Source organism: Rahnella sp. 1L-D-7-B-C2 (assembly GCF_057290995.1).
Map to the genome: position 1 here is coordinate 126,944 of NZ_JBXAVQ010000004.1, position 21,401 is coordinate 148,344.

General features: G+C 53.6%; 17 protein-coding genes, 1 tRNA gene, 1 other RNA gene and 2 pseudogenes. 13 read left to right on the plus strand and 8 right to left on the minus strand.

Going from position 1 to position 21,401, the window contains the following annotated elements:
• Nucleotides 1-17 precede the first annotated feature (17 nt).
• Genes AC0Z7K_RS09055 through atzF form a run of 3 tightly spaced genes read right to left on the minus strand, consistent with a single transcriptional unit; the run spans nucleotide 18 to nucleotide 6,260 of the window.
• The gene (locus tag AC0Z7K_RS09055; protein ID WP_485614033.1) at nucleotides 18-743 is read right to left on the minus strand and encodes a GntR family transcriptional regulator; all 726 of its coding nucleotides are present in this window, start codon (nucleotides 741-743) and stop codon (nucleotides 18-20) included.
• 27 nt (nucleotides 744-770) lie between these two features.
• The gene (uca, locus tag AC0Z7K_RS09060) at nucleotides 771-4,403 is read right to left on the minus strand and encodes an urea carboxylase (protein WP_485614034.1); all 3,633 of its coding nucleotides are present in this window, start codon (nucleotides 4,401-4,403) and stop codon (nucleotides 771-773) included.
• A gap of 12 nt (nucleotides 4,404-4,415) precedes the next feature.
• Entirely contained in the window at nucleotides 4,416-6,260 is a 1,845-nt protein-coding gene (atzF, locus tag AC0Z7K_RS09065; RefSeq protein WP_485614036.1) for an allophanate hydrolase, read from the minus strand.
• 281 nt (nucleotides 6,261-6,541) lie between these two features.
• On the opposite strand from atzF, the gene AC0Z7K_RS09070 reads away from it, so the two are divergent.
• From AC0Z7K_RS09070 to AC0Z7K_RS09095, 6 genes are all read left to right on the plus strand, one after another.
• Nucleotides 6,542-7,987 (plus strand): alpha/beta hydrolase, encoded by a 1,446-nt coding sequence (locus tag AC0Z7K_RS09070; protein ID WP_485614037.1) that lies wholly within the window; start codon nucleotides 6,542-6,544, stop codon nucleotides 7,985-7,987.
• Between the two features lie 106 nt (nucleotides 7,988-8,093).
• A complete protein-coding gene (locus AC0Z7K_RS09075) occupies nucleotides 8,094-8,552 on the plus strand; it encodes a MarR family winged helix-turn-helix transcriptional regulator (RefSeq protein WP_413530006.1) in 459 nt (152 codons plus the stop codon).
• Between the two features lie 195 nt (nucleotides 8,553-8,747).
• Nucleotides 8,748-9,170: an organic hydroperoxide resistance protein gene (locus tag AC0Z7K_RS09080; protein ID WP_056775755.1), complete on the plus strand. Its 423-nt coding sequence runs from the start codon at nucleotides 8,748-8,750 to the stop codon at nucleotides 9,168-9,170.
• 253 nt (nucleotides 9,171-9,423) lie between these two features.
• On the plus strand, nucleotides 9,424-11,103 hold the full coding sequence (gene eptB, locus AC0Z7K_RS09085) for a kdo(2)-lipid A phosphoethanolamine 7''-transferase (protein WP_485614040.1): 1,680 nt from the start codon (nucleotides 9,424-9,426) through the stop codon (nucleotides 11,101-11,103).
• Nucleotides 11,104-11,203: 100 nt separating this feature from the next.
• A tRNA-Pro gene (locus AC0Z7K_RS09090) sits at nucleotides 11,204-11,280 on the plus strand.
• Nucleotides 11,281-11,313: 33 nt separating this feature from the next.
• A non-coding RNA gene (locus AC0Z7K_RS09095) (RtT sRNA) lies at nucleotides 11,314-11,444 on the plus strand.
• On the opposite strand, the pseudogene AC0Z7K_RS09100 reads toward AC0Z7K_RS09095, so the two are convergent.
• The 5 genes and pseudogenes from AC0Z7K_RS09100 to AC0Z7K_RS09120 all read right to left on the minus strand — a co-directional run.
• A pseudogene (locus AC0Z7K_RS09100) lies at nucleotides 11,433-11,579 on the minus strand (type II toxin-antitoxin system YhaV family toxin); the annotation flags it as partial. The gene AC0Z7K_RS09095 and the pseudogene AC0Z7K_RS09100 overlap by 12 nt on opposite strands.
• 6 nt (nucleotides 11,580-11,585) lie before the next feature.
• Nucleotides 11,586-11,930 (minus strand): type II toxin-antitoxin system PrlF family antitoxin, encoded by a 345-nt coding sequence (locus tag AC0Z7K_RS09105; RefSeq protein WP_485614041.1) that lies wholly within the window; start codon nucleotides 11,928-11,930, stop codon nucleotides 11,586-11,588.
• Nucleotides 11,931-12,018: 88 nt separating this feature from the next.
• On the minus strand, nucleotides 12,019-12,348 hold the full coding sequence (locus tag AC0Z7K_RS09110; protein ID WP_485614042.1) for a type II toxin-antitoxin system RelE/ParE family toxin: 330 nt from the start codon (nucleotides 12,346-12,348) through the stop codon (nucleotides 12,019-12,021).
• Nucleotides 12,317-12,553: a ParD-like family protein gene (locus AC0Z7K_RS09115; RefSeq protein WP_485614043.1), complete on the minus strand. Its 237-nt coding sequence runs from the start codon at nucleotides 12,551-12,553 to the stop codon at nucleotides 12,317-12,319. Before AC0Z7K_RS09115 ends, AC0Z7K_RS09110 begins: the two co-directional genes overlap by 32 nt.
• A gap of 224 nt (nucleotides 12,554-12,777) precedes the next feature.
• A pseudogene (locus tag AC0Z7K_RS09120) lies at nucleotides 12,778-13,032 on the minus strand (LysR family transcriptional regulator); the annotation flags it as partial.
• Between the two features lie 755 nt (nucleotides 13,033-13,787).
• On the opposite strand from AC0Z7K_RS09120, the gene dppA reads away from it, so the two are divergent.
• The 7 genes from dppA to AC0Z7K_RS09155 all read left to right on the plus strand — a co-directional run bounded on the left by dppA (nucleotide 13,788) and on the right by AC0Z7K_RS09155 (nucleotide 21,068).
• Complete coding sequence (gene dppA, locus AC0Z7K_RS09125) at nucleotides 13,788-15,395, plus strand: dipeptide ABC transporter periplasmic-binding protein DppA (RefSeq protein ID WP_413530010.1); 1,608 nt, start codon at nucleotides 13,788-13,790, stop codon at nucleotides 15,393-15,395.
• A 101-nt stretch (nucleotides 15,396-15,496) separates the two neighbouring features.
• Entirely contained in the window at nucleotides 15,497-16,516 is a 1,020-nt protein-coding gene (gene dppB, locus AC0Z7K_RS09130; RefSeq protein WP_413530011.1) for a dipeptide ABC transporter permease DppB, read from the plus strand.
• Between the two features lie 10 nt (nucleotides 16,517-16,526).
• The gene (gene dppC, locus AC0Z7K_RS09135) at nucleotides 16,527-17,441 is read left to right on the plus strand and encodes a dipeptide ABC transporter permease DppC (RefSeq protein WP_112167438.1); all 915 of its coding nucleotides are present in this window, start codon (nucleotides 16,527-16,529) and stop codon (nucleotides 17,439-17,441) included.
• 10 nt (nucleotides 17,442-17,451) lie between these two features.
• Nucleotides 17,452-18,477, plus strand: a complete 1,026-nt coding sequence (gene dppD / locus AC0Z7K_RS09140; protein ID WP_112167439.1) for a dipeptide ABC transporter ATP-binding protein — start codon at nucleotides 17,452-17,454, stop codon at nucleotides 18,475-18,477.
• Entirely contained in the window at nucleotides 18,467-19,480 is a 1,014-nt protein-coding gene (gene dppF / locus AC0Z7K_RS09145; RefSeq protein WP_413530012.1) for a dipeptide ABC transporter ATP-binding subunit DppF, read from the plus strand. The genes dppD and dppF overlap by 11 nt, the downstream gene beginning before the upstream one ends.
• A 254-nt stretch (nucleotides 19,481-19,734) precedes the next feature.
• On the plus strand, nucleotides 19,735-20,634 hold the full coding sequence (locus tag AC0Z7K_RS09150; protein ID WP_485614046.1) for a DUF3289 family protein: 900 nt from the start codon (nucleotides 19,735-19,737) through the stop codon (nucleotides 20,632-20,634).
• Between the two features lie 35 nt (nucleotides 20,635-20,669).
• Nucleotides 20,670-21,068, plus strand: coding sequence for a DUF943 family protein (locus AC0Z7K_RS09155; protein WP_485614257.1), 399 nt, complete (start codon nucleotides 20,670-20,672; stop codon nucleotides 21,066-21,068).
• The last annotated feature ends 333 nt before the right edge of the window (nucleotides 21,069-21,401 follow it).

Consider the following 21,401-nt stretch of genomic DNA (forward strand, 5'->3'; position numbering starts at 1 on the left):
AAACACATTTAAAAAAGTCATGACGGAAGGCTTCCGTCATTCTCCGCCCGGGCCTGATGCAGCATATGCAGTGTAATTTTGCGCACCTCGGCTTTGCTGACGGCAATATGGTCGTGTAGCTGGCGTTGTGCCTCCTCAGTGCGTTGCCCGATGATGGCGAGCAAAATGCCCGCGTGTTCTTGATAGGTGGCGTTCACCCGTTCATCTTTGGTGAAATCCAGCCGGCGGATGATGCGGATTTTCTCGGTCAGCTCGCGGTGAATACGCGCCATTTCGGCGTTACCGGCGGCGGAGACCAGCGTCATGTGAAATTCTTCGTCGAAACGCGATACCGTCTGGCCGTCTTCGAGGCGTGGCTGGTCTATCCAGAAATCTTTCAGCTCGGCCAGTTGTAAGGGCTGTGCTTCGGGCGGGCAGGCGCACAGGCGTTTTACCGCTTCCAGTTCCAGCACAATGCGCAGATCGTAGAGCTGCTCGAAGAAGTCGAAATCGAACGGGCGCACCTGCCAGCCGCTGCGGAAAAAGACTTCGACGTAACCTTCGCGCTCGAGCCAGAACAGCGCCTGACGCACCGGTGTGCGGCTAACTTCCATGCGATCGGCGATGTCGTTCTCGCTAAAACGGTCGCCCGGCAGCATGCGGAAGCTGAAAATATCGGCCTTCAGCTGCTGATAAATACGTTCCGCCAGCCCCTCAGGACGGTTGCTTTTCGTACGTGTCGATTTGGCGCCTGTCAGTTGCATAAAAAGTCCCTTGTGGTTTTCACCTGCTTAAACCGCTAAATCCAGCCACAGCAGCGCATCACCTGGCCCGACCGGACGGCCCTGCTGGCAGCTGATTTTTAATACCGTTCCGGCGCAAGGCGCGTTGACCGACAGCTCCATTTTCATGGCCTCGACGACGATCAGCGGTTGGCCTTCCACCACCTGCTGGCCCGGCTCGACCAGGATTTTCCAGATATTGCCGTTGAGATCGGCGCTGACCAGATGCCCGTCCTGATCCGCATCGTCCTCTACTAACTGGACGGCGTTGGCAGCCGCTTCCACCGCCGCGCTTTCCGCTTCATGCCAGTGCGCCACCTCTCTGGTAAAGGCGTCGGCCTGTTTTGTGCGAAAGTCAGCGATATCGGCGGCGTTGTCGGCAAGGAATTGGGTATATTGCGCAAAATCGAACTCGGTCTCTTCGATGCGCACCTGCGCACGGCCTTCACGGAAGGCGTCGCGCTGGGCGTCGAGCTCCGCTTCGGTCACTTCATAGAAGCGCACCTGATCGAAGAAGTGCAGCAGCCACGGCTCGCCGTTCCTGAACTGTTGGTTTTTCAGGAATTTGTTCCAGATCGGCAACGTGCGGCCAACCAGCTGATAGCCGCCCGGCGAATCCATGCCATAGATGCACATATACATCCCGCCGATGCCGACGGTGCCTTCGGCGGTGTAGGTGCGTGCCGGATTGTATTTGGAGCTGAGCAGGCGATGGCGTGGATCGACCGGCACCGCACAGGGCGCGCCGAGGTACACATCGCCCAGCCCGAGAATTAAATAGCTGGCGTCGAAAATGATATTTTTGACTTCTTCGCGGCTTGCCAGCCCGTTGGTGCGCTGGATGAAATCGACGTTATTGGGCAGCCACGGCGCATCGGCACGCACGGTTTGCTGATAGCGTTCCACCGCGCCAAGCGTGGCGGAATCTTCAAACGCCATCGGCATATGCACGATGCGGGTCGGAATTTTGAGCTGGCTGACATCCGTCAGGCTTTGTTCGAGCGCCAGTAAATGTTCAAGCAGCGCGCCCTGATGCAGCACGCGACTGTCATAACGGATTTGCAGAGACCGTACGCCCGGCGAGAGCTCTTCGATGCCCTCCTGACCGGCCGCGCGGATGGCGTTCATCAGCAGATAAATGCGCATCCGCACCGCCAGATCCAGCACGTTGTCGCCGTACTCAATCAGCACGTAGCCGTCGCCCGCCTGCCGGTATTCCACCGACGGGCGCTGCGCCGTGGCCGGTAACGCCGCGAGAATGGTGGCGGACGTGGTGGCGTCTGGCAGCAGCGACGGTACCGGGAGTGCCATGGCGTTCACCGGCATCAGCGAATCGAGGGTGCCTTGCTGCGCCAGTTCCAGCGCCTGTGCCTGCTCGAAACTGATCGGATGGAAGCGGATTTTATCGCCCGGTTTTACCTGTCCGACTTTCCACAGTTCGGCTTTGGCGATGGTCACCGGGCAGACAAAACCGCCGAGGCTTGGCCCGTCGCGGGTCAGGATCACCGGGAAATCGCCGGTAAAGTTGATGGCGCCAATGGCGTATTCGCAGTCATGCACGTTCGACGGATGCAGACCGGCTTCACCGCCGTCCTGCCGTGCCCACTGCGGTTTCGGGCCGACCAGACGCACGCCGAGGCGGTTGGAGTTGTAATGCACCTGCCAGTCGGCGGCGAAGAAGGTATCGATCGATTCTTTGGTAAAGAAATCCGGTGCGCCGTGCGGGCCATACAGCACGCCGATGTTCCACAGGTCGCCATACTTAGGCACGATATGTTCGGCCGCAGGCTGCGGCAGACCAACCGGCGCTGGCGTGGTGCAGGCGGCGAGTTCGGGCTGGGAAACCGTCAGCATATCGGCGACGCGCAGCGTGCGACCGGCATGACCGCCGAATTGCCCGAGGGCGAAGGTCGAACGGCTGCCGAGATACACCGGCACGTCCAAACCGTTACGCACCGCAAGATAGGTACGGCAGCCCTGCATTGCGCGGCCAAGGGTCAGCGTCTGGCCGGCTTTGACCGCCACCGGCTGCCAGTAATCCACCGTCTCGCCATCGAGATCCGCCGGACAACGCGCACCGGTCAGCGCAATAGTGGCATCGCAGTGAAAACGCAGCGTCGGGCCCTGTAAAGTGAATTCCAGACCGGCGGCGTCCAGGTGGTTGCCGACAATGCGGTTGGCCAGGCGGAACGCAAAATCATCCATCGGACCGGACGGCGGCACGCCGATGTCCCAGTAACCGAGACGGCCCGGATAATCCTGCACGCTGCTATAGGTGCCGGGAGCGATCACTTCGATAGCCTTCGGCGAGTAGGCAAAACTGTCGAGCATCCGCGTCCACATGTCGCCGTCGCGGAACACCGGCGTGGCAACCACCTGACGCAGATAGTCGATATTGGTGGCGATGCCGTGTAGACGGGTCGCGGCCAGCGCGGCGGACATTTTCGCCAGCGCATCCTGACGGTCGGTTCCGTGAACGATCAGCTTGGCGATCATCGGGTCGTAAAATGCCGAAACTTCGCTGCCGGTAGATACCCAGCCATCGACGCGGACATCCTGGGGGAAAAAGACTTCGGTTAGCACGCCGGGGCTCGGCTGGAAGTTTTTCAGCGGATCTTCGGCGTAAATGCGCACTTCTATCGATACGCCCTGCGGCGCTTTTTCCATTGCAGGCCAGTCGGGCGGTTCACCGGCTGCGACGCGCAGCATGCATTCAATCAGATCCAACCCGGTAACCATTTCAGTGACCGGATGCTCGACCTGCAAACGGGTATTCACTTCGAGGAAATAAAACGCATCGCGCGCGGCGTCATAAATAAATTCGACAGTACCGGCACTGCGATAATTCACTGATTCGCCCAGTTGCACAGCGGCGCGATGCAGGGCTTCACGAGTGGCTTGTGGCAGATTCGGCGCAGGGGTTTCTTCTACCACTTTCTGGTTGCGGCGTTGCAGGGAACAGTCGCGTTCGCCGAGCGCCACCACGCGGCCTTTACCGTCGCCAAAAATCTGTACTTCGACGTGGCGGGCGCGATCCACAAACCGCTCCAGAAACACCCCTGCATCGCGGAAAAACTGTTCGCCGAGGCGCTTCACGCTGTCCCACGCGGCGCGCAATCCGTCTTCGTCGTCGCAGCGCGTCAGGCCAATGCCTCCGCCGCCTGCGGTGCTTTTGAGCATGATCGGATAACCAATTTTGGCCGCAGCGATCACGGCCTCTTCAATATTTTCCAGCAAACCGGTGCCCGGCGTCATCGGCACACTGGCGGCTGCGGCTAATTCGCGGGCGCGGTGCTTGAGGCCGAATTCACGGATTTGTCCGGCGGTCGGGCCGATAAAGGCAATCCCTGCCGCTTCGCAGGCATCGGCAAATTCGGCGCTTTCGGATAAAAAGCCGTAGCCGGGATAAATTGCCTGCGCACCGGTTTCTTTCGCGGCGGCCAGAATTTTGTCGATCATCAGATAACTTTCGCCGGCCTTTTCGCCGCCCAGCGCAATGGCGATATCGGCATCGGCGACGTGCGGCGCGTTACGGTCGGCGTCGGAATACACGGCCACGCTGGTCACCCCAAGGCGTTTGAGCGTGCGGATGGCGCGGCAGGCGATTTCGCCACGGTTGGCGACCAGAACAGTCGTGAACATAGGTGTGGCTCCTCAGGCGTTTTTCGGGGAGGCGAGGTGGGAGATGTAACTCCTCCAGCCGCCAAAATGGGTGATGTCGGTGGCGTCGGGGATCGCCCACGGCTCGCAGATAAAGCCTTTCACCGTGCGGCCGTCGGCCAGTTCCAGAGAGCCGATGCCGAGCGGTGCCGGGATTTCAGCGACGAACTCGCCAAAGCGTGCCAACGGGATGTCCCACAGTTCGACGATAATCGCGCTGCCGGTTTCTGCCCGTACCAGCCCCGGTTTAGGCGGCGTGGTGTTGGCAAGGGCGAAGAGTTTGTAGGTGGCGGCGGTGGTGGTTTGCTCGACGCGCACCGCATTGCGGCTGGTGAGCTGGAAATTCAGCGGCATACCGGTGAGATGCGCACCGACAACCGCGACGCGCACGCTGGCGGTGAGCGGCGTGGACGTCATGTATTCTTCCGGCTTAAGCGTAATGCCGGTCGCGCCGAGCGGCAGGGTCAGGCTGCGCTGCCACTGGCGACCAAAGCTGGCTAAGGCATCGTCGTGCCAGGCGGGTGCGACCAGCGTGATACCGGCGGGCAGGCCGTCAGCACGAATAGTGGAGGGCAGCGCCAGCGCGGACAAATCCGCCAGATTGGTGAAGTTGGTGTAAATCCCGAACTGCGAGTTGTAGAGCACCGGCTCCTGCACCATTTCTTCCTGCGTGCGGATAGTCGGCGAAGTGGGCACTACCAGTGCATCAAACCCTTCCAGCGCCAGATTGATTTTGCGCGACAGCTCCGCGCGCAAATATTCCGCCCGCCAGGCGTCACAGGCGCTGTAGTTCAGGCCGTTCGCCACAATGCCGCGCACCACCGGATCCATCACTTCCGGGCTTTCTTCGAAAATCTGACCGACCGCAACTGTCCGTTCTGCCACCCAGGCGCCGTAATACAGCTGTTCCGCCAGTTCGCGGAACGGCGTGAAATCGATCGGTACCAGCGTGACGCCGCTGCTGCTCAGACGATCCAGCGCCTGATCGAATTCAAATTCGGCCTGCGCATCGCCAAAAAATTCCAGGCTGTCAGGTACCGCAAAGCGCGGATGGGCGGAAATCGCCACCGGCGCCGTACGCGGATTCGGGCGGGAATAGGCATCGGCGGCGTCATAGCCGCCTGCCGCGTGGGCGACGGTCTGGGCATCGGCGACGGTCAGGGCAAAGATGGAAACTGAGTCATTCAGGCGGCAGGCGGGTACCACGCCTTTGTTCGACAACCAGCCTTTGGTGGGCTTCAGGCCAACGATGTTATTGAATCCGGCGGGTACGCGGCCGGAACCGGCGGTGTCGGTGCCCAGCGAAAAAGCGACTAAACCGCGCGCCAGTACTGAGGCGGAACCCGAACTTGAACCGCCGCTGACGTAATCCGGATTGAACGTATTGCGCACCGCACCGAACGGCGAGCGGGTGCCGACCAGGCCGGTGGCGAACTGGTCGAGATTGGTTTTGCCAATGACAATCGCGCCTTTGGCTTTCAGATTGGCGACGACGGTGGCATCGGCCTGGGCGGTGTAAGTAAACGCCGGGCAGGCGGCGCTGGTCGGCCAGCCTGCGATATCAATATTGTCTTTGACTGCAAACGGCACGCCAAACAGCGGCAGGGCAGTAATCGAGCCTTCGGCCTTTTGACGCAGGCTTTCGAGATGGGCAATCTGGTCTTCCAGCTGATTGGCCGTAGCACGATAAATCCAGGCGTTATCGGTATGACTCAGACTGCCCAGCACCATCGAAAGCGTGGTACGCAAACTGCCCGGTGCCGTGCGGTAGTGCTCCTGCCATTCGCGCAGGGTAAAACCGCAATACGGCGAATTTGTAGAATGTGAAGCGTGGGTCATAGGTTGAATTCCATCTGGTACACAAGATTAAATTCACCTAAGCAAGCCCTGTGCCACATCACTATCTATTGATTTCAAATGATTTATTATTTGGCTTGTGAATGTGTTGTACGTTTGTTGCACCACGCAAGCAATGCAACTGAACAAAAATGGGGCGAAGATTTGCACTTCGTGCAGTCGTCGTTCAACTTAAATGCATTATCATCTGGCCCACAATGAGCAAGAACGGCATATCTTTAAGATATTGATATCGCTTTGACGATTTTAGGAAAATGCAATTGATGCCACTTCGCACTCTCTTTAACCGACTGAAAAAGCTTTTACTGGCGCTTGTTCTGGTGGTCATCACGCTGCTGGCCGTGCGGACGTATGATGCCCTACAGGGGCCGCCGCTTGAGCCGTGGCACAAACTGGTGCCGGATGAACTGAGCGCGGAGCAGCTGGATAACAGCGACTGGGCGGCGTATTTACGCGCTGAACAGCAGGCATTTGTTGAAGTGAAGCAGGAAGTGACTGATAAGCTTGACGCTGAAGAGCGCATCCCGCTGAACCGCTATTACGACCGCAGCCCGATTTATCCCGAACATTTTGCGCAGGACTGGAACCGTTCTTATGAGCTGATGCCTGCGGGCAAACCCGTCGGTGCGGTCGTGTTGCTGCACGGGCTGACGGATTCCCCTTACAGCCTGCGCCATATCGCCGAGGATTACCGCCAGCGCGGGTTCGTGGCGGTGGGGATCCGTCTGCCGGGACACGGCACGGTACCGGGCGGTCTGACTAATGTGGACTGGGAACAGTGGATGGCGGCGACGCGGCTGGCCGTGCGTGAAGCCCGTCGTGCCGCCGGTGCAGAGGTGCCGTTGCAGATGGTCGGCTTTTCTAACGGCGGCGCGCTGGCAATGAAATACACACTCGATACCCTCGACGACGCGTCCCTGATTCGGCCCTCCCGCGTGGTGCTGATTTCCCCGATGATTGGCGTCACCCGCTTTGCCCGCTTCGCCGGTTATGCGGGCTGGCCAGCTATCTTCCCGGCGTTCGCTAAAACCGCATGGCTGAATCTGATGCCGGAGTTCAATCCGTTTAAATACAATTCATTCCCGGTGAAAGCGGCGCGTCAGTCCTATCTGCTGACCGATATCCTGCAACAGCAGATTATTAAAGAAGCGAAATCCGGCAGGCTGGCGCAACTTCCGCCTTTGCTGGCCTTCCAGTCGGTAGTGGATTCCACCGTCAGCACCCGCGCGGTAGTCACCGCTTTGTTTAATCAGTTGCCCGCCAATGGTAGCCAGCTGGTGTTAATTGATATCAACCGCAGCGCCTACGTCGGGCCGTTATTGCGTCCGTCGTCAGAAACCGCAGTCGAACGCTTATTGCCGCCTGCGCCAAGGCACTATCAGACCACGGTGATCACCAATGCCGGCCCCGATCAGGCGGCAACCGTCGCGCTGATCACCGCGGCAGGGCAGAGTGCCGGGATCGCGACGCCGCTGGGGCTGGATTATCCTTCCGAATTCTTCTCGCTCTCACACGTTGCGCTGCCGTTCCCGACCGATGACTCGCTATATGGCCGCACGCCACAGGGTCCGGCGCAGTTTGGTATTCGTCTGGGCACGCTCGCCGCACGCGGTGAGAATGGCGCGCTGGTGGTGAGCATGGATCAACTGATGCGCGTATCATCGAATCCGTTTTATCCTTATATGTTGCAGAGAATGAGAGGATTCTGACGGTTTGCATCAGAATTAAGGGCGTTAAAGCATTCCACAGTGTTAATACACTCACCCGAAAGCGCTTGCGATTATATCGCGCGCTATATACATTGGCGGCATGAACATGAAAACAGACACCGAATCAACGCCCAACAGCATGTTGCATCTGGATCAGCAGATGTGTTTCGCGCTCTACTCGGCGAATCTTGCATTGCATAAGGTTTACCGCAAGTTTCTCGGCCAGCTTGATCTGACCTATCCGCAGTATCTGGTGATGCTGGTTCTCTGGCAGCGTGATGAAGTGACCGTCTCTGAGATAGGCGACAAGCTTTTTCTGGATTCCGCGACCCTGACGCCGCTGTTAAAACGGCTGGAGACCGCCGGTTTTCTGCTGCGCCGCCGCGCCAAAGCGGACGAGCGTCAGGTGATTATCACCCTGACTGACACCGGTAAGCAGCTGCGTGAAAAAGCCAAAGGGATCCCCGAAGCGATTTTGTGTGCGACCGAGTGTGAGCTCAGTGAAATGGTGACACTCAAGCAGCAGCTGGAATCCCTTCGCGCTAACTTGAAAGATAAAGCCTGAATTGCAAAGTAAAAAGATGCGTTCGCCGTTCAGCGAATGATTGATTAAACCTATCGCAGCAAACAGACAAATCCGGAGTGCGCTTTCGAGTTTGTCTGCTAGTATTAAATACATAGCGCACGATTAAATCGTGTAAATAATTTCCAGTTACGTTAGCTCTTATTCTCAGTTATCTGACCCGAAAAGGAACCAAATATGTCTATCGAAAAAGTTGTGTATCGTGCTCATGCATCTGCTACCGGTGGTCGTGATGGCCGTGCTGTTTCTGACGACGGCGTCTTAGATATCAAACTGGGCGTGCCGAAAGAAATGGGTGGCATGGGCGGCGGTACCAACCCTGAGCAGCTGTTTGCTGCCGGTTACTCCGCCTGCTTCCTCGGCGCACTGAAAGCCGTGGCCGCGCAGGAAAAAATTAAGATCCCTGCTGACGCGAAAATTGAAGGCGCGGTAGGCATAGGTGCCATTCCCGGCGGTTACGGTATCGAAGTTCAGCTTGATATCACTCTGCCTGGCTTTGAGCGCAGCGACGCAGAAGCGCTGGTTGCCAAAGCTCATCAGGTTTGCCCGTACTCCAATGCCACACGCGGCAACATCGATGTGACATTGAATATTAAATGATTTTTTAGAAGTACCGCCTTCACCAGGGGCGTTTTAAGAAATACCCAGGAGGCTTCGGCCTCCTTTTTCATGTCTGAATTTATCTCTGATAAAGCTCCCACCTGTCCGTCACCTCGCCGGTAAGCCGCTTCGGCACGGAACATTCCGGAAGTATGTATATATACGTAATCTCGGTATAATCTGTGAACTCGCCAGACATAAACATGTCACAATGATTCAGAATCTTTCAAAATCCTCCGGAAAATCACATTACATGAATAGAGTGAAGACTCTATCGCAGCAAAATATTTCATTATTGTTAGCGATTTATATTGGCATTTTCCTTAATGTCTCCGTGTTTCAGCGCCGCTTTGCCGCCTTGATTAATCATTTCACTTCCACCGAACTCCTGCAGGCCGTCACAGAAGTGTGTGCGATCGTCCTGTTTACCTTTTTCGTGCTGCGCTTGTTGTCGCTCGGTGGACGGCTGTTTTTCCGCATCGTCGCCAGTCTGCTGGTTCTGATTTCCGTTGCCGCCAGTTATTACATGGTGATGTTCAACGTGGTGATCGGCTACGGCATCGTGGTGTCGGTGATGACGACGGATATCGATCTCAGCAAAGAGGTTATTGGCCCGCAACTGTTTATCTGGATGGCGCTGGTCAGTGCCATACCGCTGTTTGTGATCTGGAAAAATAATCTGCGTCTGACGCTGATTGAACAGATGAAAACGCCGGGGCAACGCGCGTTGCCGCTGATCGTTATGTTGGCCGCGGTGCTGCTGGTCTGGCTGCCGCTGCGCTATCTTGATCACGAACAAAGCGTGAACGAGAAGAAAACTAACGTCGATTTACCGAGCTACGGCGGCGTTGTTGCGCACTCTTATTTACCATCTAACTGGCTGGCGGCCCTCGGGTTGTATGCGTACACCCAGATTGATGAAGGTCAGGATGCCAGCCATTATTTTGACCCGGCGAAAGAGTTTACCTACGTGCCGCCGGCGGATATTGATGACACCTACGTGGTGTTTATCATCGGGGAAACCACCCGCTGGGATCACATGGGGATTCTCGGCTACGAGCGTGATACCACGCCGCGGCTGTCGAAAGAGAAGAATCTGGTGGCCTTCCGCGGGACTTCCTGCGATACCGCCACTAAGCTCTCGCTGCGCTGTATGTTCGTGCGCGAAGGCGGAACGGAAGATAACCCGCAGCGGACGCTGAAAGAGCAGAACATTTTTGCGGTGATGAAATCTTTGGGTTTCACTTCTGAACTCTTCGCGATGCAAAGCGAGCTGTGGTTCTACAACAACGCTGACACCAACAATTTCTCCTTCCGTGAAATCATCGCGTCTGAAAAGCGTAATGACGGCAAACCGGTGGACGATATGTTGCTGGTGAATGAATTGCAGCAGTCTCTGAAGAATTACCCGAAAGGGAAACATCTGGTGATCCTGCACACTAAAGGCTCGCATTATCTCTATTCTCAGCGTTATCCGCGCAGCTACGCGCGTTATACGCCGGAATGTAAGAGGACCAACTGTACGAAAGAAGAGCTGATCAATGCCTTCGATAACAGCGTGCTTTACACCGACACCTTCATCGACAGCGTGATCGATCAGCTGCGCGACAAGAAGGCGCTGGTGTTTTATGCCTCCGATCACGGTGAGTCGATTGATGAGAACTCGCATCTGCACGGTACGCCGCGCGAGATGGCGCCACCTGAGCAGTTCCGTGTGCCGATGATGGTGTGGGCTTCTGACAGTTTCCTCGAACAGCCGGATCATAAAGAGGCGTTTGAGCAGTTACAGGCGCAGCAGCGGGTCGGGGCGAAGAAGCGCCACGTCGAGCTATTCGACTCGATTCTGGGTTGTCTGGGTTACACCTCACCGAACGGCGGAATCAATCCGGCGAATAACTGGTGTGCTAAACCTCAGGCAGAACAGAAGTTATAGGTTAAATTGGCGGCGTATCGGATGATTTCTGGGCAGTCGGTGAATATGGATGAAAAAGCCGTTGACGCTCTGAAACCACCGCAGTAAGATGCGCCCCATTCGGCGAGTAGCGCAGCTTGGTAGCGCAACTGGTTTGGGACCAGTGGGTCGGAGGTTCGAATCCTCTCTCGCCGACCACATTTGAAAAACCTGCTTTTAAAGCAGGTTTTTTTTCGTCTGTAGTTTAACAGGATGAGAACCTCCGAAGGAGGTTTGATCCGAGCGAAGCGAGACCACGTTGCTTTAGCAACGGCCCGCGTCCGTTTTGCTCTCATAGGCTCGTCATCCTTTACCCACGCAAATATGATGATTCGCGTTCTGAGGTTGTAGCGGAAAAACAGGCGATATTGCTGAAAGAATTTCGCTCTGAACCAATGAGTAAACTCAGCACCTAACGTATCTCCCTGACGATATTCGGCTCTTGCCGGATTATGCATAATCCATTACTCATCATCGTCAGAAAGCGGACTGTCCAGGTCGATATCGATGCCTGCGGTCAGGACATTGATTTTTTCATGCATTGCCAGGGTTAACGGCTGCAAATTCTCCGGATGGTTGAGCATATCTGCCTCAACAAAATCCAGAAAGGCATTGATAACGGGATCGCTGTGTTCTTCGAGTTGCCTCGAAATAACTACCTGTCCGTCAGGCAGCACTTTGTACGGGATGCGATCGTTTTCGGTGAGATTGAGTGCTTTGCGAATGGCTGCGGGGATGGTGGTCTGAAAACGGCGAGTCACTTTTGATTCCGCTTCAAGTTTGATTCCCCCTGTAGCTGAGGCTGACATAAACGAGACTCCCTGTGATACATAAATGAGCGATGAGCTCAGCGAAATGCAAATGCATTGCCAATGCATTTGCATTGTTTTTAAGCGATCACTTCATCAGCTTCAAATCACCTTTCCTGTGATTTTTATGGTCCTGATAGAAATTTTCATGGGAATCGAGGCTCAGCAAATACAACTCAATTTTGTCTTCCAGCCAGCTGTATCCCAAAAGCGCCTGCTGTTTATCGAGCGAGAATTTATGGACGCGTAAATAGCTCAGATCGCCTTTCTTCAGTTCCCCGAGGGTCGGGTTGTCCTGGATGCGCTCGATTTCATCTTCCACAATAATCTGCTGCGGTAAGGAAAGCCGTGCAAATGCTTTGGTGAAGCGATGAGATTCAAACGTATCAATCCTTTGACCGGTCGGTCCTTCTGACATAGCGCGTGACCTTGTTGTTATCTATTTCACTTTTGGCTAATAACGTTTCCATAATAAACCGGTAGGTCAGATCGGGATTGTCTTCGGCGATCCTGCCGATTTTTGCCCAATGTTCAATCTGCTTTGGGATGCTGCGATGGGTAGCTTCTGCATGAATTTTTACGTCACTGACGAAGTCATCATCTAAGCGAATGCTGGTTGCCATAGTTTACCTCTGGTCATTTTTTATACCTGAGAGCAGGGTGCGCCATAACATCGCTCAATGCAACAAATTGTCGCATGTTATCTCCCTCACATAGGCTGACACTGGGATTGAGCATATCGGCGGTGACGCGTTGAAGAAAGGAGAAGTCGGCGGTATTTACCGGTTCTTCGCGCTGTCGCGAAATAAATGAAATCTGTTCACACCGTTACATCCGTCTCATGCGCTTTGGCGCGCAAACTCCGGCGTAACCGTGTCATGGAAAATACCGTTTCGTGGGCGACGTGCAAGAATTCTTCGCCTTCCGGGGTCAGGCGGATCGGGTAAGTTTTGCGGTCAAACAGCGCAACACCGAGCCATTCTTCCAGCTGGCGGATGCGGCGGCTGAGTGCGGACTGGGTGATGTTTCGTTCACTGGCGGCGCGCGTGAAGCTGTAGCAATGAGATACGCTGAGAAAATCTTCAAACCACTTAAGTTCCATCACAAAACCTCTGGCCGGTGATATACAGAAAACCTGCTGCCATAAATCCAGATACCGTTGATTTAAGCAAAAAACGCGCCAGTCTTCTGATTCTACGATCAGTTTGGTTTCGAGGTATTTCAGCCCGCATACCGCCTTTCGGTGAAAAAACACACGAAACATATCCGCGCTGCAGGCTGCACCATCATCGGGCATCTGCGCCTTTTTGGGGTGTTTGAGGGAGTCAGTGCGGGAATCCATTTTGTGACAGTCACGTGTCATCAGCTGCTCTTCTCAGCATTTTCAGCTGGTTTCCACCCCTATCTCAAAAATAACCGTTCAGATATTCATCATTTAGCGAGAAATTTTTAGGGATTTAATATGTGCAAAACCCCCAGGAATATTCTTTTACAAAGTTGATTGTGTGGGTTTAAGGTTCAAAAACTGAACATTCATCCTGATTTAGTTAACAGAATGTTTTTTTATGTTTGTTTGCTGTTACTCACAGTCTGTGTAAATGCCTGATGGTTATATTGACGTCAGGGATAGGAGTTGCCAAATTGATAGCCCCAAGGAAGACCAGTGATTATTTCCGGTAAAGATCCGTAAAGCCCGCTTTACAGTTCGAAGGAAAAAAAATGGCAGTTCACCATGCTCTGGTTGGACTTAATGCAGCGCACACCAACACAGTCACCCGCAAATAAAAATAAAGGGTGGCGTGAGCTGCAAACACAACACACACATCCACATCACCATTAATCAATGGAGCAGAAGCGATGACAATCTCCTTAGGTAAGTCGGGGCTACTGAAATTCAGTATGGGCCTGATTGCGCTGACCGTTGCGGCAAGCGTGCAGGCAAAAACGTTAGTGTATTGCTCTGAAGGTTCACCTGAAGGCTTCAACCCTCAGCTGTTCACCTCAGGCACCACGTATGACGCCAGCTCCGTGCCTATCTACAACCGTTTGGTTGAGTTCAAGATCGGGACCACAGAAATTCAGCCGGGTCTGGCTGAGAAGTGGGACGTGTCGGCAGACGGCAAAACCTACACCTTCCATCTGCGCAAAGGCGTGAAATGGCAGGACAACAAGGAATTCAAACCAACCCGTGATTTCAATGCGGATGACGTGGTGTATTCCTTCGAACGTCAGCTCGACAAAAATAATCCCTACCACGGCGTTTCGGGCGGCAGCTACGAATACTTCGAAGGCATGGGTATGGGCGATCTGATCAACAAGATTGTTAAAGTCGACGACAACACCGTCCAGTTCGTGCTCAACCGCCCGGAGTCACCATTCCTGGCTGACCTGGCGATGGACTTCGCTTCCATCCTGTCTGCGGAATACGCGGATAACATGCTGAAAGCGAAAACACCTGAGAAAGTCGATTTGGATCCGATCGGTACCGGTCCGTTCCAGCTTGTGCAATACCAGAAAGATTCACGCATCCTCTACAAAGCTTTCCCTGGTTTCTGGGGCACCAAGCCGCAGATTGACCGTTTAGTCTTCTCCATCACGCCTGACGCTTCCGTGCGTTACGCGAAATTGCAGAAAAACGAATGCCAGGTGATGCCGTACCCGAACCCGGCTGACATCGCGGCAATGAAGAAAGATAAAACCATCAACCTGATGCAACAGCCCGGTCTGAACGTCGGTTATCTGTCCTTCAACGTTGAGAAAAAACCTCTGGATGAAGTGAAAGTGCGTCAGGCACTGACCATGGCTGTGAACAAAAAAGCCATCATTGATGCGGTTTATCAGGGTGCTGGCCAGCCGGCTAAAAACCTGATCCCACCGACTATGTGGGGCTACAACAAAGACGTCGTGGATTACGATTACAACCCTGAGAAAGCCAAAGAGCTGCTGAAAGAAGCAGGTCACGCAGACGGTTTCACTATCGATCTGTGGGCAATGCCGGTACAGCGTCCGTACAACCCGAACGCGCGTCGTATGGCTGAAATGATCCAGGCTGACTGGGCGAAAGTGGGCGTGAAAGCCAACATCGTCACTTACGAGTGGGGCGAATACCTCAAGCGTGCTAAAGCCGGTGAGCATCAGTCTGTGATGATGGGCTGGACCGGGGACAATGGGGACCCGGACAACTTCTTCGCTACCCTCTTCAGCTGTACCGCAGCGAAAGACGGTTCCAACTATTCCCGCTGGTGCTACAAGCCGTTCGAAGATTTGATCCAGCCAGCCCGTGCTGAATCCGATCACGCCAAACGTGCTGCACTGTACCAGCAGGCACAGGTTGTGATGCATGACCAGGCACCTGCGCTGATCATCGCTCACTCCACCGTGTACGAACCTGTTCGTAAAGAAGTCAAAGGCTATGTCGTTGATCCGTTAGGCAAACACCACTTCGAAAACGTAAGCATGGAGTAATAGCGTCCCGCTATTGAATCCGGCAGTTAAGAGTTTTGTGAGCTACTAATAAGCCCGGCGAGCTACGGTTCTCCGGGCATTTTATACAGAGAGTACGGGATATGTTTCAGTTCATACTCCGACGTTTGGGGTTAGTTATCCCAACGTTTATCGGCATAACTTTGCTGACTTTTGCCTTCGTACATATGATACCAGGCGACCCGGTCACCATCATGGCAGGCGAACGCGGTGTTTCCCCCGAACGTCACGCCCAGTTAATGGCAGATATGGGGCTCGATAAGCCTCTTTATCAGCAATACTTCCACTATGTGAACGGGGTGCTGCACGGCGACCTGGGCACTTCCTTAAAAAGCCGAACCCCTGTCTGGCAGGAGTTTGTCCCGCGCTTTAAAGCGACGCTGGAACTGGGCATCTGCGCGATGATTTTCGCGATTATTGTCGGTATTCCGGTGGGCGTGCTGGCGGCGGTCAAACGCGGATCGATATTCGATCACACGGCAGTGGGCATTTCTCTGACCGGCTATTCCATGCCGATATTTTGGTGGGGGATCATGCTGGTGATGCTGGTCTCGGTGCAGCTCAACCTCACGCCCGTATCGGGGCGAATAAGCGATACCGTTTTCCTTGATGACAGCATGCCGCTGACCGGCTTTATGTTGATCGACTCCCTCATCTGGGGCGAGCCGGGCGACTTCAAAGACGCCGTGATGCACATGATTTTGCCTGCGCTGGTGCTCGGCACCATTCCTCTGGCGGTTATCGTGCGAATGACCCGTTCTTCCATGTTGGAAGTGCTGGGTGAAGATTATATCCGTACCGCGCGCGCCAAAGGCGTCAGCCGTATGCGGGTGATTGTCGTCCACGCACTGCGCAATGCGCTGCTGCCGGTGGTGACCATCATTGGTTTGCAGGTCGGGACGCTGCTGGGCGGCGCCATTCTGACGGAAACCATCTTCTCCTGGCCGGGACTCGGCCGGTGGCTGATCGATGCACTCCAGCGCCGCGACTATCCGGTCGTGCAGGGCGGAGTGTTGCTGGTCGCTACTTTGATCATCGTGGTTAACCTGCTGGTAGACGTGCTCTACGGCGTGGTCAACCCGCGTATTCGCCACAGAAAATAAGGGGCGCAAAATGTCTCAGGTTACAGAGCCCGTCGCGAATGAAATCGTGACGGCTGCGCCAGTGCCGATGCCGCCATTGCGGGAATTCTGGCATTACTTCAAGCGTAATAAAGGGGCCGTTACAGGCCTGGCTTATATCATCATCATGCTGGTGATTGCGATTGGGGCGAATGTGATAGCGCCACACGCCCCGGCTGAGCAGTTCCGTGATGCCCTGCTGCGTCCACCTGTCTGGATGGAAGGCGGAAGCTGGAAATTCCTGTTGGGTACCGATGACGTGGGCCGCGATATTCTGTCGCGGCTGATGTACGGTGCGCGGTTATCACTGCTGGTGGGTTGTCTGGTTGTGGTGCTCTCCTTGATCCTCGGCGTGATTTTCGGTCTGTTTGCCGGATATTACGGCGGTGTCATCGACGCTATCATCATGCGCGTGGTTGATATCATGCTGGCTTTGCCGAGTCTGTTGCTGGCGCTGGTGCTGGTGGCGATTTTCGGTCCGTCGATAGTGAACGCCTCACTGGCGCTGACGTTCGTCGCCCTGCCACACTACGTGCGACTTACCCGTGCGGCGGTGCTGGTGGAAGTGAACCGCGACTACGTGACCGCTTCGCGCGTGGCGGGTGCCGGTGCGACGCGTCAGATGTTCATCAATATTTTACCAAACTGCTTAGCGCCGCTGATCGTTCAGGCATCGCTCGGTTTCTCCAACGCCATCCTCGATATGGCGGCTCTCGGCTTCCTCGGCATGGGCGCACAACCCCCAACGCCGGAGTGGGGCACGATGCTGTCCGACGTCTTACAGTTTGCTCAGAGCGCCTGGTGGGTCGTGACCTTCCCTGGTGTGATCATTCTGCTGACGGTTCTGGCATTTAACCTGATGGGTGACGGCCTGCGCGACGCCCTTGACCCTAAACTCAAGCAGTAGGGGACGAGAGATGGAAACCACATTAATTCAAGACGTACCGGTCGGCAAAACGCTGCTGACTGTAGATAAGCTTTCCGTGCATTTTGGCGACGAAGGCACGCCGTTTCGCGCCGTAGATCGTATTAGCTACAGTGTAAAACAGGGCGAAGTGGTCGGGATTGTCGGCGAATCCGGCTCCGGTAAATCGGTCAGTTCACTGGCGCTGATGGGGCTTATCGATTTCCCCGGCAAAGTGATGGCCGAAAAGCTCGAGTTCGGTGGCCGTGACCTGCAAGGCATGAGCGAAAAAGAGCGCCGCCAGATTGTCGGTGCCGAAGTCGCGATGATTTTCCAGGATCCAATGACCAGCCTTAACCCGTGCTACACCGTTGGGTTCCAGATTATGGAAGCCATCAAGGTGCATCAGGGGGGCAACAAAAAGACCCGTCGTCAGCGCACCATCGATCTGCTGAATCTGGTCGGAATCCCCGATCCGGCTTCGCGTCTCGACGTGTATCCGCATCAGCTCTCAGGCGGGATGAGTCAGCGTGTCATGATCGCGATGGCGATCGCCTGCCGTCCAAAACTGCTGATCGCCGATGAACCGACGACCGCACTCGACGTGACCATTCAGGCGCAGATCATCGAACTACTGCTCGAGCTGCAACAGCAAGAGAACATGGCGCTGATGCTGATCACCCATGACCTCGCACTGGTGGCCGAAGCCGCACAGCATATCATCGTGATGTATGCCGGTCAGGTGGTGGAATCGGCACGAGCCACGGAGATTTTCCGTGCGCCGCGCCATCCGTACACCCAGGCGCTGCTGCGATCCTTACCGGAATTTGCCGCTGACAAAGCTCGTTTGCAGTCATTGCCGGGCGTCGTGCCGGGCAAATATGACCGTCCGAACGGTTGTCTGCTCAACCCGCGTTGCCCGTATGCCACCGATCTTTGCCGTAAAGAAGAACCGGCGCTGCGCGATCTCGCGAACGGGCGTCAGTCGAAGTGTCATTATCCGCTCGATGATGCCGGGAGACCTACTTATGAGTCCTGATAACACCGCATCGCAGCCGCTGTTGCATGCGATTGATCTGAAAAAGCATTACCCGGTGAAGAAAGGGATGTTCGCCCCGGAACGTACAGTTAAGGCGCTCGACGGCGTGTCTTTCACGCTTGAACGCGGCAAAACGCTGGCGGTGGTGGGGGAATCCGGCTGTGGGAAATCCACGCTGGGCCGTCTGCTGACAATGATCGAAGTCCCGACAGGCGGTGAGCTGTATTACCGCGGGCAGGATTTGCTGAAACCCGATGCGACAGCGGAAAAGCTGCGTCGTCAGAAGATCCAAATCGTGTTCCAGAATCCTTACGGATCGCTGAACCCGCGTAAGAAAGTCGGGCAGATCCTCGAAGAGCCGTTGCTGATCAACACCAAACTCAGCAGCGCGGAGCGTCGTGAAAAAGCGCTGGCGATGATGGCGAAAGTCGGCCTGAAAACCGAGCATTACGACCGTTATCCGCACATGTTCTCCGGCGGTCAGCGTCAGCGTATTGCTATCGCCCGTGGTCTGATGCTGGATCCGGACGTGGTGATCGCCGATGAACCGGTTTCCGCGCTCGACGTTTCCGTGCGTGCGCAGGTTCTGAACCTGATGATGGATTTGCAGCAGGATCTGGGGCTGTCCTACGTGTTCATTTCGCACGATTTGTCGGTGGTTGAACATATCGCCGACGAAGTGATGGTGATGTACCTTGGTCGCTGCGTGGAGAAGGGCTCGAAAGACGCCATCTTCAACAATCCGCGCCATCCGTACACGCAGGCTTTGCTGTCCGCAACGCCGCGTCTGAACCCGGACGAGCGCCGTGAACGCATCAAGCTGACCGGCGAGCTGCCAAGCCCGCTGAACCCGCCAGCCGGTTGCGCCTTCAATGCCCGCTGCCGTCGTGCGTTCGGCACCTGCAAACAGTTCCAGCCACAGCTGAAACAGTACGGCGATCAGCTGGTTGCCTGTTTCGCCGTGGATCAGGACGAGAACGGGACTACGCAGACTGTGGCGTAAATCAGTTGAAGTGCGAAGATGATAAAGGCCGCGAAAGCGGCCTTTTTTGTGCTTATATTTTCCGGGTGCAACATAGATCACTAATAGGCAAAAAATTAAGAATAAAATAATTAACCTGACGAGAGTGTAACAATGTCGTCAGTGATGAAAAGAAGGGATTAGTGAAATTCATATTTGTTATTATTCACAACTATTCATTCATTTATTTAATGAATCCTTCATAACAATGCTGATCCAGTTTAAAAGGAATTAATATGTCACCGATTAGATTACCCGCACTTATTTACGCCACCCCGGCAGGGACAAAATCCCTGGATGATATGCGTTGCGGGGATTTAAGTGAGCAGCAGCTAAAGACGATCTATCATCTTACTGATGTTTCGACAAAAGTTGACCCCTACCAACTTGAAAAAATAGAACAAACCCATCGTTCTACCATGATGAAGTTAGGGGCTTTTATTCAGCCCCCGTCATTACTTATCGATACCCTTCCAAGAGGTCCCTCAAAGCTAGACTATTTTCATGAAGAGAAAAAAAGTAAAATATCAAAGGAAGAATGCGCCAACATACTCTTTGATGAGTTCAGAAGTCTGTCGCGTCCTTTTGCCTTATATGGGGCCTATAGCGGACTTATCGTGAAAATGATAAATCATATGCAAAACAACATCGGGTTGCCTTTCAGAGATTCTCTTTTAAATATGGCGTTGAATGACCAGATAAGACATGATTTTTCGGGGGGTAGTAGTTTAAATAACGTTAAAATAGCGTTAGAAAAACACATGGATTGGGATAGTAAAATGTATCCATCTTCTTTTGGATATGAATTAGGTAAATCCATACATTCTTCAGTCCTGCCGAAATTCACAAGGTTTAAAGATAAATTTAATGGGTTGGGAATTACAGTGCATGATACGTACGCTACCCAGATAACACTAAAAGAACTTAAAGTTTCTCAGAAACAATATACAGCCTGCATAAATTACAAAATACAGGATCATTTTGGTTTAGATAAAAATGATATAACCAAGGAATTTTTTAAAAGCTTAAGATTTTTTAGGATTTGGTTTATATTACAACGATGGAATAAGTTAGGTTATAAGCCATTTATAACTGAGATGGAAACTAATATTTGTATTTATGGAAATAATAAATGAAAATAAAATACGTTATTATTTTCATTCTGGCTACTATGATTTTGCTATACTTTTGCATTTTCAGAATGCCCGAGATTATTTTCGTGCATCAGAATAGGGAATATACAGACATTGTAGTAAGGAATTTTCCATTGACGAAGGTAGGGAAGCTACATTGGTGGGAAAAAAACAGATCCAGCTTAAAAGAAAAATACGGTATTCCCATACCTAATGAGAATGGTAACTACGATATTATTTTTTGGGATGGAGATAATGGTTTTAAAGCGATGCCAATTGGATCGACATTATTTAGTTTTGGAACAAATGATCTTTATTGTTTTGAAGAAATAAAATCAAAAGAAAACTGCATAGAAAAAGATCGATTCATGGAGATTCAAAACTGGAGAGATAATAAAACAATGATATTGATAGGCAGCGATGAGATTATTAAATAATACTGAAATGGGGGGCAAGTCGTTGGCGAATTGCATGGGAAGGTATGTCAATATTTCAGAATGGAAACCTTTGGTTGATAATAAGACCACTTCATAATGAAAAAGTGGTCTTATATCAAATAGGCTTGTTTACCCCTGCTTACTCGCCCACCAGCTCAAAAGTTGCAGCGTTGACGAGTAATAATCGTCTTTCGGTGCGAGGTTCGGACTGATGGCACCGGTGTTGGCCATGGTGAAATCACGAATGGCTAATTCATGAAGTATGCAATCCAGATCAATGATTATTTAAATAATCATATTAATGTAATGTTCACCACAAAGTTGTGTGATGTA